Raw genomic sequence first — 16,573 nt, 5'->3', positions numbered from 1 at the left:
GCTAACCGAGCATTTCAGGATCCAGGGCATTCGACCCAGGACCTCAAGAATTAGAAACGATAGGAGCGAAACAAATGAACAAGTCCACCTTGGCCCTGGCTGTGGCCGTAGGGGTTTTGGCGCAGCAGGCAGGCGCCGCCGGTTTCATCGAAGACAGCAAGGCTACTTTGGGGCTGCGTAACTTCTACATCAACACGGATAACCGTGACGGCACTGCCGATCCAAGCAGAAACGAAGAGTGGGGCCAAGGCTTCGACCTGCGCTTCATCTCCGGTTACACCCAAGGCACCGTAGGCTTCGGTATCGACGCTATCGGTCTGTTGGGCGTGCGTCTGGATTCTGGTGGTGGCACTAATGGTGCGAGCCCTGCAACCGCCACGAACTATGGTTCTTATGGCGGTACTGTATTTCCAAGCAAGTCCAACGGCGAAGCAGTTGATAACTTCTCCAGCCTGGGCCTGACTGCTAAAGCCAAGATTTCCCAGACCGAACTGAAATTGGGCACCCTGCAGCCAAAACTGCCGGTGATCGTGACCAACGACGGTCGTCTGCTGCCGCAAACGTTCCAGGGCGGCCAGATCACTTCGAACGAGATCAAGGACCTGACACTGGTCGGTGGTCAGATCGAGCACGCCAAAGGTCGTAACTCCAGCAACAACGAAGAGTTGTCGATTGTTGGTGCGAACGGTCGCACTGCGGCTGGTCGCGACAGCAACAAATTCTATTACGGCGGCGGTGACTACAAAATCACCAAAGACCTGACTGCCCAGTACTACTACGGCAACCTGGAAGATTTCTACAAGCAGCACTTCCTGGGTCTGGTTCACAACTGGGCAATCGGCCCGGGCGTTCTGAAATCCGACCTGCGCTACTTCAACAGCCGGGATGACGGTGCCAACGGTCACGACGCCAACTACTTCACCTCTGGCAACTACAATGCGCCAAACGGTAAAGGCAAGGTCGACAACAACCTGTATAGCGGCCTGTTCCTGTATACCGTTGCCGGCCACACCTTCGGCGGCGGCTATCAGATCAGCAACGGTAGCAGCGACTTCCCTTACTTGAACCAGGGTGACGGCGCTTCGGCTTACCTGACTACCGACATGCAGATCCAGAAGTTCGCCCGTGCCGGCGAGCGCACTTGGCAAGCACGCTACTCGTATGACTTTGCCAAGGTCGGTGTACCAGGTCTGACGGCCGGTGTGGTCTACCTGAAAGGTGATGAAATTGATACCGTCAACGCTCGCAGTGGCGAGTTGGCTAACGGTGCTTCCGAGTGGGAACGCGACCTGACTCTGGCTTACGTCGTACAAGAAGGCCCGCTGAAAAACCTTGGCTTCATGTGGAAAAACGCTATGTGGCGTACCGACCTGCCGAACACTCGTTCGCAGGACGAAAACCGTCTGATCGTCAGCTACTCGATCCCGCTGTTGTAATAGCACTCGCGTAACAGAAGTAAAAAAAGCCCCGCCCGGCATCACGCCGGGCGGGGCTTTTGCGTTTTCAAGTCAGGCTCACCCCCGTAAACCTTCCTCGAAATTTCCCTCTTTGTGCAGCCCAATGAACACATCTTTAATATTCATTTACGATCTAAACAAATCGATATTTATTCTTTTTAATGAATAAGAAATGCAGGCACAGTTGACCTCAACAAGCACTCACCAGGAGCAGCACCATGAGTCTCAGACTGGGCGATATCGCCCCCGACTTCGAACAGGATTCCAGCGCCGGCACCCTCCGTTTCCACGAATGGCTGGGCGATAGCTGGGGCGTGCTGTTTTCCCATCCGGCGGACTTCACCCCGGTGTGCACCACGGAGTTGGGCTTCACTGCCAAGCTCAAGGACGAGTTTGCTCAGCGCGGTGTGAAAGCCATAGCCCTGTCCGTGGACCCGGTGGACTCGCACCACAAGTGGATCGAAGACATCAACGAAACCCAGAACACCCTCGTCAACTTCCCGATTATTGCCGACGCCGACCGCAAGGTCTCGGACCTCTACGACCTGATCCATCCGAATGCCAACGACACCCTGACCGTGCGTTCGCTGTTCGTGATCGACCCAAACAAAAAGGTTCGGCTGACCATCACCTACCCGGCGAGCACCGGCCGTAACTTCCATGAAATTCTGCGAGTGATCGACTCGCTGCAACTCACCGACAACTACAAGGTGGCCACCCCGGCCAACTGGCAGGACGGTGATGAAGTAGTGATCGTGCCGTCACTCAAGGATGAAGACGAAATCAAGAAACGCTTTCCCAAGGGTTATCGCGCGGTGAAGCCGTACCTGCGTCTGACGCCACAGCCGAACAGGTAATCCATAGCATTTTAGGTGTGGCTGAAATCGCCTTCGCGAGCAAGCCCGCTCCCACAGGTAAAGCTCGATCCAATAATGCGGGCTTGCTCGCGAAGACGGCATAACAGGCGCCGTATAATTCAGATTGAACCGTATCCATAAAGCAGGGGATTTCAGGCCGTTTTTACGGCCTATTTTTTTGCCTGGGAAAAGACATTCCGTATAGATCCGTAAGGAATAACCAAATGAATAAATATGATTTATGGATATAACAATCACCTGTTAAGGTCACTTCCATCAAAGCGAGATCGCAAACCGCGAATCGCCAACACCGTTCAAGGAATCGTCTGAATGCTGGTTGTCTCACTCGGTGGCAGTCCCAGCCAACGCTCCCGTTCCGGGGTGCTGCTGGAGCGCTCCCAACGCTGGTTGCAGGAGCAAGGTGTGGAAGTGGTGAGTTACCAGGTACGGGACTTCCCGGCCGAAGACTTGCTGCATACACGCTTCGACAGCCCGAAGGTGATCGACCTGCTGCAACAGATTGAAAACGCCGATGGCCTGCTGATCGCCACGCCGGTGTACAAGGCGTCGTTCTCCGGCGCATTGAAAACGGTGTTGGACCTGCTGCCCGAACGTGCTCTGGCTCACAAAGTGGTTTTGCCAATGGCCACCGGCGGCAGCATCGCTCACATGCTGGCGGTGGATTACGCGCTCAAGCCGGTGTTGTCGGCGTTGAAAGCCCAGGAAATGCTCCACGGGATTTTCGCCGTAGACAGCCAGATCGCTTACGGCGAAGGCAGCGTCCAGGCGCAGTTGGCACCGGAGCTGGAAGAAAGACTGAATGAATCACTGGAGCTGTTTTTCAGCGCCATGGCCCGACGGCCCAAGCCGATCGATCCGAACCTGTTGAATGAACGTTTGTTGAGTGCTCGCTGGAGCATTTAAACCCTTACCCGAATTTGAAGTACTCACCTTACTGGCCCGCTAACGGGCAAGCAGGTGCAGCCAAAACCCAACTGCAAAAAGGAGAGCGCCATGCGCACTGTCATTTTGCGTCGTGGTCTGGTCGCTCTGTTTGCTGCGGCTGTGTCCTTCGGCGTTATTACTCAAGCTCAAGCTCAAGCTCAAGCCGAGACCCTAAGAATCGGTTATCAAAAGTACGGCACTTTGGTGCTGCTCAAAGCCAAAGGCACTTTGGAAAAACGCCTCGCCGCCCAAGGCGTGGACGTGCAATGGACTGAATTCCCCGGCGGCCCGCAACTGCTCGAAGGCCTGAACGTCGGCTCCATCGACTTCGGCGTTACGGGTGAAACTCCACCGGTATTCGCTCAAGCCGCCGGCGCCGATCTGCTCTACGTCGCCTACGAACCGCCAGCGCCTCACAGCGAAGCGATCCTGGTGCCGAAGGACTCGCCGATCAAATCGGTGCAGGACCTCAAGGGCAAGAAAGTCGTCCTGAACAAAGGTTCCAACGTTCACTACTTGCTGGTCCGCGCACTGGAAGACGCCGGCCTCAAATACACCGACATCAAGACCGTATTCCTGCCGCCGGCCGATGCTCGCGCTGCGTTCGAACGTGGCAGTGTCGATGCCTGGGTGATCTGGGACCCGTACCAGGCTGCCGCCGAACAGCAACTGCAAGCACGCACCCTGCGTGATGGCCAAGGCATCGTCGACAACCATCAGTTCTACCTCGCGACCAAGCCATACGCGCAGAAAAATCCTGAGGTGATCAAGACCTTGGTGGAAGAAGTGCGCGCCGTCGGCGAATGGTCCAAGGCCAATCCCGACGACGTGACCAAACAAGTCTCGCCACTGCTCGGCCTGCCGGCGGACATCACCCTGACTTCGGTGAAACGCCAGGGCTACGGCGCGTTGTTCCTCACGCCTGAAGTGGTCGCCGCGCAACAGAAAATCGCCGACAGCTTCTACCAGCTCAAGCTGATTCCAAAGCCGCTGAGCATCAAAGACGTGATCTGGACGCCTCCGGCGGCCGTTGCCAAAGCTCAGTAATTCGAATCCCTAAGGAGACCACTCCATGAGCCTCAATATCTTCTGGTTCCTGCCTACCCACGGCGACGGCCATTACCTTGGCACCGCCGAAGGCGCTCGCGCCGTCGATCACGGTTATCTGCAACAAGTCGCGCAAGCAGCGGACCGGCTGGGCTTCGGCGGGGTGCTGATTCCTACGGGTCGCTCTTGCGAAGATTCGTGGCTGGTGGCCGCGTCGCTGATCCCGGTGACCCAGCGTTTGAAGTTCCTCGTCGCCCTGCGCCCCGGGATCATTTCCCCGACGGTGGCAGCGCGTCAGGCTGCGACGCTGGATCGCCTGTCCGGCGGTCGTGCGTTGTTCAACCTGGTCACCGGCGGTGATCCGGAAGAATTGGCCGGCGACGGTTTGTTCCTCACTCACGAAGAGCGCTATCAAGCCTCGGTGGAATTCACCCGCATCTGGCGCCGCGTGCTGGAAGGCGAAACCGTCGATTACGACGGTCAGCACATCAGCGTGAAGGGCGCGAAGTTGCTCTACCCGCCGATTCAGCAACCGCGTCCGCCGCTGTACTTCGGCGGTTCTTCGGAAGCGGCGCAAGACCTCGCGGCAGAACAGGTCGAGATGGTCCTGACCTGGGGCGAACCTCCGGCAGCCGTTGCCGAGAAGATCGAACAAGTGCGCGCCAAAGCCGCGAAGCTCGGGCGCACCGTGCGCTTCGGCATTCGTTTGCATGTGATCGTTCGTGAAACCAATGCCGAAGCCTGGCAAGCGGCGGATCGGCTGATCTCTCATCTGGACGACGACACCATCGCTCGCGCCCAGGCTTCTCTGGCGCGCTTCGACTCGGTCGGTCAGCAACGCATGGCCGCATTGCACGGCGGCAGCCGTGACAACCTGGAAGTCAGCCCCAACCTGTGGGCCGGTGTTGGCCTGGTGCGTGGCGGTGCCGGTACAGCATTGGTGGGCGATGGTCCGACCGTGGCCGCTCGCGTGAAGGAATACGCGGACCTGGGCATCGACACGTTCATCTTCTCCGGTTACCCACACCTGGAAGAGTCGTACCGCGTCGCCGAATTGCTGTTCCCGCATCTGGACATCGAACGTCCGGAATTGCCGAAAAGCGCCGGTTACGTCAGCCCGTTTGGTGAGATGGTCGCTAACGACATTCTTCCCAAAGCCGCGTCGCAGAGCTGAGGCGCGCCATGAAGAAACTTATCCATAGCCTTGCGCCCTGGGCGTTACCTGTTTTGCTGCTGGCGGTGTGGCAGTTGTCGGTGTCGGCGGGCTGGTTGTCGACACGGATTCTGCCGGCGCCGATCGCGGTCATCGAAGCCGGCGTCAGCCTGGTGCGCAGCGGTGAAATCTGGACTCACCTGGCGATCAGCGGCTGGCGTGCGGCGCTGGGCTTCGCCATCGGCGGCAGCATCGGCCTGACCCTGGGCTTCATCACCGGCCTGTCGAAATGGGGCGAGCGTCTGCTCGACAGTTCGGTGCAGATGATCCGCAACGTGCCGCACCTGGCGCTGATTCCACTGGTGATCCTGTGGTTCGGCATTGATGAGTCGGCGAAGATTTTCCTGGTGGCGTTGGGCACGTTGTTCCCGATCTACCTCAACACCTATCACGGCATCCGCAATGTCGATCCGGCGCTGGTGGAAATGTCCCGCAGTTATGGCTTGTCCGGTTTCAGCCTGTTCCGTCAGGTGATTCTGCCGGGCGCGCTGCCTTCGATTCTAGTCGGTGTGCGGTTCGCGCTGGGCTTCATGTGGCTGACGTTGATCGTCGCGGAAACCATTTCCGCCAGCTCCGGCATCGGCTACCTGGCAATGAATGCCCGGGAGTTCCTGCAGACCGACGTAGTGGTGCTGGCGATTCTCTTGTACGCCGTGCTCGGCAAACTCGCCGACCTCGCGGCCCGTGGACTTGAGCGCGTGTGGTTGCGCTGGCACCCGGCCTATCAGGTTGTTAAAGGAGGTGCGGCATGACGGCTCAACAACCTCCACGCCTGCTGCGCGGGATTCCGCTGGCAGTGCGCAAACTGCAAAAAACCTTCGGCGCGCGGCAAGTGCTGCGCGAGATCGATCTGCATATCCCGGCCGGTCAGTTTGTCGCCGTGGTCGGTCGTAGCGGTTGCGGAAAAAGTACCTTGCTGCGTTTGCTCGCCGGTCTCGACAAACCCACGGGCGGTGAATTGCTCGCGGGCTCAGCGCCACTGAATGAGGCGCGGGAAGACACCCGATTGATGTTCCAGGAAGCGCGTTTGCTGCCATGGAAAAAGGTCATCGACAACGTCGGCCTCGGGCTCAAGGGCAACTGGCGTCCGCAAGCGCTGGAAGCGTTGGAGTCGGTCGGTCTGGCCGACCGCGCCAATGAATGGCCAGCGGCCTTGTCCGGCGGCCAGAAGCAACGCGTGGCCCTGGCCCGCGCGCTGATCCATCAACCGCGTTTGCTGTTGCTGGACGAACCGCTGGGCGCGCTGGATGCACTGACCCGAATTGAAATGCAGCAGCTGATCGAACGGCTCTGGCAGAAGCACGGATTCACCGTGTTGCTGGTCACCCATGATGTCAGTGAAGCGGTGGCGATTGCCGATCGGGTGATCCTGATCGAAGAGGGCGAAGTCGGCCTCGACCTGCACGTTGAGTTGCCGCGCCCTCGGGTTCGCGGCTCCCATCGGCTGGCGGCGCTGGAAACCGAAGTCCTCAATCGCGTGCTGGCGTTGCCCGGCGAACCGCCGGCACCGGAACCTGTTTCACCATTGCCTACGCAATTGCGTTGGGCTCAATAACTCAAGCCTTATCCAACGACAGGAATCAACATCATGACAATCAAAGCCATCAACGTTCGTAACCAGTTCAAAGGCTCCATCAAGGAAATCGTACTCGGCGACGTACTGTCCGAAATTGACGTACAAACCGCCTCCGGCATCGTCACCTCGGTGATCACCACTCGCTCGGTGAAAGAGCTGGAACTGGTGGTCGGCAGCGAAGTGATCGCGTTTGTGAAATCCACCGAGGTGTCGATCGCCAAGTTGTAAGCGCGTGCGCAAACAACAACCCCGAACGGTTTAAGCCCTTCGGGGTTTTTTATGCGTGTGAGTCAGTGAGGTCGGCGGTGCGGCCTTCGCGAGCAAGCCTGCTCCCACATCTGACCGGCGTCGGACTCAGGTTTTGCATTCACTGGAGATCTAATGTGGGAGCGCGCTTGCTCGCGAAGAGGCCTGCACGGTCAATAAAGAAATCAGGCTGTAATAGCGCGCTTGGGCAGGTAGGGCGGCAAATACAGCCCTAGGTAGGCGTCGAATACCCGCATCCCTTCCTCAGCCATGCGCGGCGTGATCTGTCCGTGTTGTTGCACTGAGCGTGCATACACCCGATCCCCCAGCTCCATGGCCAACGCAAACACATCAACGTCCGTCGGCAGTCTCGGCAGCTCGAAGTGGTGGTCGAAGAGTTTGTGCATCAAGTCGCCAAGTTCGATGTCGTGCTGGCGGTCGGCCTGGGTGACCTCGGTCAGGCCGTGCTGGGCAAGGATCAGTTGGCGGGCGGCGGCGTCTTCGTCATAGATGTCGAGCATGCGCTGTTCCACTAGTCGCGAAAGATCGCGCCAGCCGTTGAGGGCTTCGTGGTCGATGGGGGCTTGCAGGCAGGCACGGAACGCAGCGTGGACGTCGGCCGTCAGGGCTTCGAGCAGCGCCGGGACGCTGGCAAAGAAGTGGTACACGGAGGAGGGCGGGATCTCCGCGCGTTCGGCGACGCTATAGATCGACAGGCTGGCCACGCCCTCGGCAGCCAGCAGCGTGCGGGCGGCATCGAGTATCGAATCGATCCGGGCCTGGCTGCGGGCGCGGGGTTTGCGTGGGGTGGCGAGTCGGGTCATCGAAGTCTCCTGCGGGGCAGCGGGCATTGTACGAGCAGGGATTGATGTTGTCTGCCAGGACGCCTTCGCGAGCAGGCTCGCTCCCACAGTTGATCTCCAGCGAACATGAATTTTGTGCACACAGGAAATCCCCTGTGGGAGCGAGCCTGCTCGCGATCCGCCGAAGGCGGCCATAAAAAAACGCCGCAAGCTGTGAGGCCGGCGGCGTTGTTTTTACTGCAACCGCTTACACGGTATGCAGGTACCAGTTGTACTCGAGGTCGGAGATGGAGTGTTCGAACTCCTCCAGCTCGCTCTCTTTACACGCGACGAAGATATCGATGTATTTCGGGTCGATGTACTTGGCCATGACTTCGCTGTCGTCCAGCTCACGCAATGCATCGCGCAGGTTGTTCGGCAGGCTTTGCTCGTTCTGCTCGTATGAGTTGCCTTCCACGGGAGCGCCCGGCTCGATCTTGTTGGTCAGGCCGTGGTGCACGCCTGCCAGGACCGAAGCCATCAGCAGGTACGGGTTGGCATCGGCGCCGGCAACGCGGTGTTCCAGACGGACCGCGTCGGCAGAACCGGTCGGCACGCGCACCGCAACAGTACGGTTGTCCAGACCCCAGCACGGTGCATTCGGCACGTAGAACTGTGCGCCGAAACGACGGTAGGAGTTGACGTTCGGGCAGAGGAAAGCCATCTGCGCCGGTAGGGTCTCGAGCACACCGCCGATCGCGTGACGCAGTGCGGCGTTCTGCTCGGGATCCTCACTGGCAAAAATGTTTTTGCCGTCTTTATCAAGAATCGAGATGTGGACGTGCAGACCGTTCCCCGCCTGGCCCGGGTAAGGCTTGGCCATGAAGGTGGTGTCCATTTCATGGTCGTAGGCGATGTTTTTGATCAGGCGCTTGAGCAGGACCGCGTAGTCGCAGGCCTTGATCGGGTCGGCAACGTGGTGCAGGTTCACTTCGAACTGCGCCGGGGCACTTTCCTTGACGATCGCGTCGGCAGGGATGCCTTGCTCTTTCGCACCTTCCAGAATGTCCTGGAGGCAGTCGACGTATTCGTCGAGGTCGTCGATCAGGTAAACCTGTGTCGAATGCGGGCGTTTGCCGGAGACCGGCGAGCGTGGCGGTTGCGGACGACCGTTCACGTTCTCCTGGTCGATCAGGTAGAACTCCAGTTCGAACGCGGCGCAGATGGTCAGGCCCATGTCGTCGAACTTGCGCACCACATTGGCCAGCACTTCTCGCGGGTCGGCAAAGAATGGCTGGCCTTCGAGTTCATGCATGGTCATCAACAGTTGCGCGGTAGGGCGCTTCTGCCAAGGCTCGTTGCACAGGGTGTCAGGGATTGGATAGCAGATTCGGTCAGCATCACCGATGTCCAGGCCCAGGCCGGTGCTTTCCACCGTCGAGCCATTGATATCCAGAGCAAATAGAGAGGCCGGCAGGTTGATGCCTTTCTCGTAAACCTTGTGGAGGCTGGTGCGTTCAATGCGCTTGCCGCGCACCACACCATTCATATCCGCAATCAGAAGGTCAACGTACAGAACCTCAGGATGTTCCTTAAGGAACGCGTTCGCTTCGTTAAGCTGAACGGCACGCGGGGGTACCGACATGATGCAACACCTTTGTTGTTAAAAATATCAATCATTGATCTCTGCGGATTCCAGTCAACCCGAACGGCATGCCGAAGTCAAGCGAGGCCTTTTTTGCCCTAAAAAAGCGCTCGTAAGGCTTTTTTGAGGCGCTTTGGGGCGTTTTTATGCCTTTGAACGCTTTGGCTGATGCACACTTGAGCGGGCCGTGTTGTATTTTTTACGGGGGTGTTGTGTAAAAAAATGAACAAGGCTAAGCTCGATTCAAACCCATAACACCAATAATACCGGGGTGCTTCATGTCTCGCCTGCCGTTAATCGGCGTCACCGCCTGCTCTAAGCAGATCGGTCTGCATGCTTATCACATCAGTGGCGACAAGTACGTCCGCGCCGTGGCCTCAGCGGCCAAGGGCCTGCCGATGATTCTTCCGTCCCTGGCCGATTTGCTGGCACCGTCCGATATTCTGGACAGTTTGGATGGCATCCTCTTTACAGGCTCTCCTTCCAATATAGAACCGTTTCACTATAGCGGCCTAGCCAGCGCGCCGGGCACTGCTCATGATTCTGCACGCGATGCCACAACCCTCCCGTTGATCCGCGCCGCAGTCGAGGCCGGCATTCCCGTACTCGGTATTTGCCGCGGCTTCCAGGAAATGAATGTGGCGTTCGGCGGCAGCCTGCATCAAAAAGTCCACGATGCCGGTCCCTTCATGGATCACCGTGAAGACGATAGCCTACCGCTTGAAGGACAGTATGCGCCAAGTCACCCGGTGCACATTCAACCGGGTGGTGTGCTTGCAGGTCTGGGCCTGGCGAGCGAGATACACGTCAATTCGATTCATGGTCAGGGCGTTGAACGTCTGGCGCCGGGCCTTTGCGTCGAAGCCTTGGCTCCTGACGGGTTGATCGAGGCAGTCTCGGTCCCGCAGGGCAAGGGTTTTGCTTTGGGAGTGCAATGGCATCCCGAATGGCAGGTAAGCTCAAACCCGGATTACCTTGCGATCTTCCAGGCATTTGGCGATGCCTGCCGTAAGCACGCATTACAACGCGACGCCGATGCGTCAAACAACGCCTGACTTATAAGAGTCAGGAAACCAAGCCTAGAGGCATTTATGAGTAACAACCTCGACCAGCTCACCGATTGGTTGAAAAACCACAAGATCACAGAAGTCGAATGCATGATCGCCGACTTGACCGGGATCACCCGGGGCAAGATTTCGCCGACCAACAAGTTCATTGCCGAAAAAGGCATGCGCCTGCCCGAGAGCGTTCTGTTGCAGACCGTGACCGGCGATTATGTCGAAGACGACATCTATTACGAACTGCTCGACCCGGCCGACATCGACATGATCTGCCGTCCCGACCAGAACGCGGTATTCCTTGTGCCCTGGGCCATCGAGCCCACCGCTCAGGTGATCCACGACACCTACGACAAGCAAGGCAACCCAATCGAGCTGTCGCCGCGCAACGTGCTCAAAAAGGTGCTGAAACTCTATTCCGACAAAGGCTGGCAGCCGATCGTGGCGCCAGAAATGGAGTTCTACCTGACCAAGCGCTGCGAAGACCCGGACTTCCCGCTGCAACCGCCGATAGGCCGTTCCGGCCGCCCGGAAACCGGTCGCCAATCCTTCTCGATCGAAGCGGCAAACGAATTCGATCCGCTGTTCGAAGACGTCTACGACTGGTGCGAATTGCAGGAGCTGGACCTCGACACGCTGATCCACGAGGACGGCACGGCGCAGATGGAAATCAACTTCCGTCACGGCGATGCCCTGTCCCTGGCCGACCAGATCCTGGTGTTCAAGCGCACCATGCGCGAAGCCGCGCTCAAGCACAACGTGGCCGCCACCTTCATGGCCAAACCCATGACCGGCGAGCCGGGCAGTGCGATGCACTTGCACCAGAGCATCATCGACATCGAGACCGGCAAGAACGTCTTCTCCAACGAAGACGGGACCATGAGCCAGCTGTTCCTGCACCACATCGGTGGTTTGCAGAAACTGATCCCCGAGCTGTTGCCGCTGTTCGCCCCGAACGTCAACTCGTTCCGCCGCTTCCTGCCAGACACCTCGGCACCGGTGAACGTGGAGTGGGGCGAAGAGAACCGCACCGTGGGCCTGCGGGTTCCGGATGCCGGGCCGCAAAACCGTCGGGTGGAAAACCGCCTGCCGGGCGCCGACGCCAACCCGTACCTGGCGATTGCCGCGAGCCTGCTCTGCGGTTACATCGGCATGGTCGAAGGCTTGGACCCGAGTGCGCCGGTGGTGGGGCGTGGCTATGAACGCCGCAACCTGCGCCTGCCACTGACCATCGAAGACGCGCTGGAACGCATGGAACACAGCGCGACTATCGAGAAGTACCTGGGCAAGAAATTCATCACTGGCTACGTCGCGGTCAAGCGGGCCGAGCATGAAAACTTCAAGCGCGTGATCAGTTCGTGGGAGCGGGAATTCCTGCTCTTCGCCGTCTGATGCGCCGGGCGCGGCTGAGAGGGCGTGATTACCGTAAATGATGGCCGCGCCGTCGTCCCGCAAAGCGCAAGACTAGGCGCGAGGAGTGAGATTTGGTTTTCTTCAAATGAACGACGAGTAACGACGTATTGCGCTTTGCGGGACACGGCCCTTCGGGTTGTTTCTGTGATCGCGCCATGCGGCGTTGCGGGACTCGGCAAGGAAACAACCCTTACCTTCGTCCCGCGCCTTGCCTGGCGCGATCACAGAAACAACGCGGCCGTCATTTACGGTAATCACGCCCTCTTGGCGGCGCCCTTCACTGAAATCTTAGGAGAATTCGCATGACCAGCAACAACCCGCAAACCCGTGAATGGCAAACCCTGAGCAGCGATCACCACCTGGCCCCGTTCAGCGACTTCAAGCAGCTGAAAGAGAAAGGCCCGCGGATCATCACCAACGCCAAGGGCGTTTACCTCTGGGACAGCGAAGGCAACAAGATCCTCGACGGTATGGCAGGCCTGTGGTGCGTGGCGATCGGCTACGGTCGCGATGAATTGGCTGATGCCGCCAGTAAACAAATGCGCGAACTGCCTTACTACAATTTGTTCTTCCAGACGGCTCACCCGCCGGTGCTGGAACTGGCCAAGGCCATCTCCGACATCGCGCCACAAGGCATGAACCACGTGTTCTTCACCGGTTCCGGCTCTGAAGGCAACGACACCATGCTGCGTATGGTTCGTCACTACTGGGCGATCAAGGGCCAGCCGAAGAAGAAAGTCATCATCAGCCGCAAGAACGGTTATCACGGTTCCACCGTGGCCGGCGCGAGCCTGGGTGGCATGAAGTACATGCACGAACAAGGCGACTTGCCGATCCCGGGCATCGTCCACATCGCGCAACCGTACTGGTTCGCTGAAGGCGGCGAGATGGCACCGGAAGAGTTCGGTATCTGGGCGGCCAATCAGCTGGAAGAGAAGATTCTGGAAGTCGGCGTGGACAACGTCGGTGCCTTTATCGCCGAGCCGATCCAGGGTGCCGGCGGCGTGATCATTCCGCCAGACACCTACTGGCCGCGCATCAAGGAAATCCTCGCCAAGTACGACATTCTGTTCGTGGCTGACGAAGTGATCTGTGGTTTCGGCCGTACCGGTGAGTGGTTCGGTAGCGATTTCTACGACCTCAAACCCGACATGATGACCATCGCCAAAGGCCTGACGTCCGGCTACATCCCTATGGGTGGCCTGATCGTGCGTGACGAAGTGGTTGCGGTGCTCAACGAAGGTGGCGATTTCAACCACGGTTTCACCTATTCCGGGCACCCGGTGGCCGCTGCGGTGGCACTGGAGAACATCCGCATCCTGCGCGAAGAAAAAATTATCGAGCGCGTTCATGCAGAAACGGCACCCTATTTGCAGAGTCGCCTACGAGAACTGAACGATCATCCCCTGGTGGGTGAAGTGCGTGGGGTGGGTCTGCTGGGGGCGATCGAACTGGTGCAGGACAAGGCCACTCGCAAGCGTTACGAAGGCAAGGGCGCTGGCATGATTTGCCGCACGTTCTGCTTCGAGAACGGCCTGATCATGCGCGCCGTGGGCGACACCATGATCATCGCTCCGCCACTGGTGATTACACCGGCTGAAATCGATGAGTTGGTGACCAAGGCACGCAAGTGTCTGGACCTGACCCTGAGTGCATTGCAGGGCTAAGTGCTAGGCTCTGAGCGGGGTGTGAAGTTCGCATTTCGCTCAGCGCAAACAAAGGATGGGTCTTTCCTTGAAAGCCTGCCTTGGATCTTGCCAGACTACCGGTTGTTTTAGTTGCCCAGGAATAGGCCGCTGGCTCTTGGTTAACAAGAACGTGGTTAAGAAGAAAAATTGGAGCATTACCCATGAAGGCATTAGGTATGAAGATAGCTGGCAAGACCCTCCTCGCCATGTCCCTGATGGGCGTGATGGTGGGCGCAGCTCAGGCGGACGACAAGGTTCTTCACGTGTACAACTGGTCCGATTACATCGCACCGGATACCGTCAAGAAGTTCGAAGCCGAGTCGGGAATCAAGGTTGTTTACGACGTATTCGACAGTAACGAAACCCTGGAAGCCAAGTTGCTGGCAGGCAAGTCCGGCTACGACATCGTCGTACCGTCGAACAACTTCCTGGCCAAGCAAATCAAGGCTGGCGTTTACCAGAAGCTCGACAAGTCCAAGCTGCCTAACTGGAAGAACCTGAACCCTGACCTGCTTAAAGCAGTATCGGTGAGCGACCCGGGCAACGAACACGCTTTCCCGTACATGTGGGGGTCGATCGGCATCGGCTTCAACGCCGAGAAGGTCAAGGCTGCACTGGGTGCCGATGCACCGACCAATTCCTGGGACCTGCTCTTCAAACCTGAAAACGCTGCCAAGTTGAAGTCATGCGGTATCAGTTTCCTCGATTCGCCAACCGAGATGATTCCGGTGGCGTTGCACTACCTGGGCTATCCAACCGACAGCCAGGACAAAAAACAACTGGCCGAAGCCGAAGCACTGTTCCTGAAGATTCGTCCTTCGGTGGGCTACTTCCACTCGTCCAAGTACATCTCCGACCTGGCCAACGGCAACATCTGCGTGGCCGTCGGTTACTCGGGTGACATCTACCAGGCCAAGTCCCGCGCGGCTGAAGCCGGTGACAAGGTGAAAGTCAGCTACAACATTCCGAAAGAAGGTGCAGGCAGCTTCTACGACATGGTCGCCATCCCTAAAGATGCCGAAAACGTCGAAGGCGCCTACAAGTTCATGACCTTCCTGCAGAAGCCGGAAATCATGGCTGAAATCACCAACGCCGTACGCTTCCCGAACGGTAACGCGGCGGCCACCGCATTGGTCGATAAAGAAATCACCGCCGACCCAGGCATCTACCCGCCGGCAGACGTGCTGGCCAAGCTGTACGCGATTGCCGACTTGCCGGCCGCGACCCAGCGGATCCTGACTCGCAGTTGGACCAAGATCAAATCCGGTAAGTAAGTAAAACCCTGTAGCAGCTGCCGCAGGCTGTGTTGAGGTCCGAAGGACCTCCGCTTTTCGACAGCACAACGGCTTCGCAGTTGAACGCAGCCTTCGGCAGCTGCTACAGGTATCTGCATAAAAGTTTTGCTGGAACGGTTTTTCGAGGGTAAGTTGCGCGCCGGTTTTGTTGCCAGGCAGCCATGGCTGTCATGTAACGCGGGGCCACTTGGGCCCAACTAATTTTAGAGGACCTCCACGTGCCTATTTTTTCTTTGTTGCGCAATGCACTGCTGGTCGGCGCCGGACTGACGCTTGCCGTTAGTGTCCAGGCCGCTGGCACCGTGCATATTTATAACTGGTCGGACTACGTCGGTTCGACGACCCTGGCAGACTTCCAGAAAGAGACCGGCATCAAGCCGGTGTATGACGTCTTTGATTCCAACGAAACCCTGGAAGGCAAGTTGCTGGCCGGGCGTACCGGTTATGACGTGGTCGTGCCTTCCAACCACTTCCTTGGCAAGCAGATCAAGGCGGGCGCTTTCCAGAAGCTCGACAAATCGAAGCTGCCCAACTATTCCAACCTCGACCCGGTGCTGCTCAAGCGCCTGGAGCAAAACGATCCGGGTAACCAGTACGCCGTGCCGTATCTGTGGGGCACCAACGGCATCGGTTACAACGTCGACAAAGTGAAGGCTGTACTGGGTCTCGACAAGATCGATTCCTGGGATGTGGTGTTCGAGCCGGAAAACATCAAGAAACTGCACAGCTGTGGCGTGGCGTTCCTCGACTCCGCCGATGAAATGATGCCCACGGTCCTCAACTACATGGGCCTGAACGCCAACAGCACCAACCCCGAAGACTACAAAAAGGCCGAAGCCAAGTTGCTGGCGGTGCGGCCTTACGTGACCTATTTCCACTCGTCCAAATACATCGCGGACCTGGCCAACGGCGATATCTGCGTGGCGATCGGTTTTTCCGGCGACATGTTCCAGGCCAAGGCCCGCGCGGCTGAAGCCGGCAAAGGCATGAACATCGCCTACTCGATTCCGAAAGAGGGCGGCGCGCTCTGGTTTGACATGCTGGCGATCCCCAAGGATGCGGCCAACGTCAAGGAAGCCCATGCCTTCATCAACTATTTGCTGAAACCTGAGGTGATCGCCCAGGTCAGTGATTCCGTGGGTTACGCCAACCCTAACCCAGGGTCGGACACACTGATGGAACAGTCCATTCGCACCGACGAATCGGTTTATCCACCGCAAGCAGTCCTCGACAAGACTTACGTGTCTATCGAGTTACCACCAAACATTCAACGTTTGATGACCCGCAGCTGGACCAAGGTCAAGTCGGGTAAATAGCTAAAAAGGCTCAAATTATCCAAGGTTGGCTCACC

15 protein-coding genes are annotated in these 16,573 nt (G+C 58.1%); 13 read left to right on the top strand and 2 right to left on the bottom strand.

Annotated elements, in window-relative coordinates:
* Positions 1–74 precede the first annotated feature (74 nt).
* The 8 genes from QFX16_RS27825 to QFX16_RS27790 all read left to right on the top strand — a co-directional run bounded on the left by QFX16_RS27825 (position 75) and on the right by QFX16_RS27790 (position 7,323).
* A complete protein-coding gene (locus QFX16_RS27825; protein ID WP_283182103.1) occupies positions 75–1,436 on the top strand; it encodes an OprD family porin in 1,362 nt (453 codons plus the stop codon).
* 239 nt (positions 1,437–1,675) lie between these two features.
* Complete coding sequence (locus tag QFX16_RS27820) at positions 1,676–2,314, top strand: peroxiredoxin (RefSeq protein ID WP_283182102.1); 639 nt, start codon at positions 1,676–1,678, stop codon at positions 2,312–2,314.
* A gap of 330 nt (positions 2,315–2,644) precedes the next feature.
* Entirely contained in the window at positions 2,645–3,238 is a 594-nt protein-coding gene (gene ssuE / locus QFX16_RS27815) for an NADPH-dependent FMN reductase (protein WP_283182101.1), read from the top strand.
* A gap of 90 nt (positions 3,239–3,328) precedes the next feature.
* Positions 3,329–4,306, top strand: coding sequence for a sulfonate ABC transporter substrate-binding protein (locus tag QFX16_RS27810; protein WP_283182100.1), 978 nt, complete (start codon positions 3,329–3,331; stop codon positions 4,304–4,306).
* Between the two features lie 25 nt (positions 4,307–4,331).
* Positions 4,332–5,480 carry an FMNH2-dependent alkanesulfonate monooxygenase gene (ssuD, locus tag QFX16_RS27805; RefSeq protein WP_008026018.1) on the top strand — a complete coding sequence of 383 codons (1,149 nt, stop codon included), beginning with the start codon at positions 4,332–4,334 and terminating at the stop codon, positions 5,478–5,480.
* An 8-nt stretch (positions 5,481–5,488) separates the two neighbouring features.
* On the top strand, positions 5,489–6,271 hold the full coding sequence (ssuC, locus tag QFX16_RS27800; RefSeq protein WP_033060593.1) for an aliphatic sulfonate ABC transporter permease SsuC: 783 nt from the start codon (positions 5,489–5,491) through the stop codon (positions 6,269–6,271).
* Complete coding sequence (gene ssuB / locus QFX16_RS27795) at positions 6,268–7,074, top strand: aliphatic sulfonates ABC transporter ATP-binding protein (RefSeq protein ID WP_283182099.1); 807 nt, start codon at positions 6,268–6,270, stop codon at positions 7,072–7,074. Before ssuC ends, ssuB begins: the two co-directional genes overlap by 4 nt.
* Before the next feature lie 33 nt (positions 7,075–7,107).
* On the top strand, positions 7,108–7,323 hold the full coding sequence (locus tag QFX16_RS27790) for a TOBE domain-containing protein (RefSeq protein ID WP_003229256.1): 216 nt from the start codon (positions 7,108–7,110) through the stop codon (positions 7,321–7,323).
* Positions 7,324–7,526: 203 nt separating this feature from the next.
* Here the strand turns inward: QFX16_RS27790 and QFX16_RS27785 are convergent, their stop codons facing one another.
* Together QFX16_RS27785 and QFX16_RS27780 are read right to left on the bottom strand one after the other, a co-directional pair.
* Positions 7,527–8,165 (bottom strand): TetR/AcrR family transcriptional regulator, encoded by a 639-nt coding sequence (locus QFX16_RS27785; protein ID WP_283182098.1) that lies wholly within the window; start codon positions 8,163–8,165, stop codon positions 7,527–7,529.
* Between the two features lie 226 nt (positions 8,166–8,391).
* Positions 8,392–9,768, bottom strand: coding sequence for a glutamine synthetase family protein (locus QFX16_RS27780; RefSeq protein WP_283182097.1), 1,377 nt, complete (start codon positions 9,766–9,768; stop codon positions 8,392–8,394).
* Positions 9,769–10,046: 278 nt separating this feature from the next.
* Between QFX16_RS27780 and QFX16_RS27775 the strand changes: the two genes are divergently transcribed.
* The 5 genes from QFX16_RS27775 (at position 10,047) to QFX16_RS27755 (ending at position 16,538) form a co-directional block, all read left to right on the top strand.
* Positions 10,047–10,823, top strand: coding sequence for a gamma-glutamyl-gamma-aminobutyrate hydrolase family protein (locus QFX16_RS27775; RefSeq protein ID WP_283182096.1), 777 nt, complete (start codon positions 10,047–10,049; stop codon positions 10,821–10,823).
* 36 nt (positions 10,824–10,859) lie between these two features.
* Positions 10,860–12,218, top strand: coding sequence for a glutamine synthetase family protein (locus tag QFX16_RS27770; protein ID WP_283182095.1), 1,359 nt, complete (start codon positions 10,860–10,862; stop codon positions 12,216–12,218).
* Between the two features lie 323 nt (positions 12,219–12,541).
* A complete protein-coding gene (locus QFX16_RS27765) occupies positions 12,542–13,906 on the top strand; it encodes an aspartate aminotransferase family protein (protein WP_283182094.1) in 1,365 nt (454 codons plus the stop codon).
* Between the two features lie 197 nt (positions 13,907–14,103).
* Positions 14,104–15,201, top strand: a complete 1,098-nt coding sequence (locus QFX16_RS27760) for a polyamine ABC transporter substrate-binding protein (protein ID WP_283184648.1) — start codon at positions 14,104–14,106, stop codon at positions 15,199–15,201.
* Positions 15,202–15,440: 239 nt separating this feature from the next.
* Complete coding sequence (locus QFX16_RS27755) at positions 15,441–16,538, top strand: polyamine ABC transporter substrate-binding protein (RefSeq protein ID WP_283182093.1); 1,098 nt, start codon at positions 15,441–15,443, stop codon at positions 16,536–16,538.
* Positions 16,539–16,573: the final 35 nt, after the last annotated feature.

Source organism: Pseudomonas svalbardensis, assembly GCF_030053115.1.
Lineage (GTDB): Bacteria > Pseudomonadota > Gammaproteobacteria > Pseudomonadales > Pseudomonadaceae > Aquipseudomonas > Aquipseudomonas svalbardensis.
Note: the sequence above shows the minus strand (reverse complement) of the source record. Positions and strands in the feature narration are given on the sequence as shown.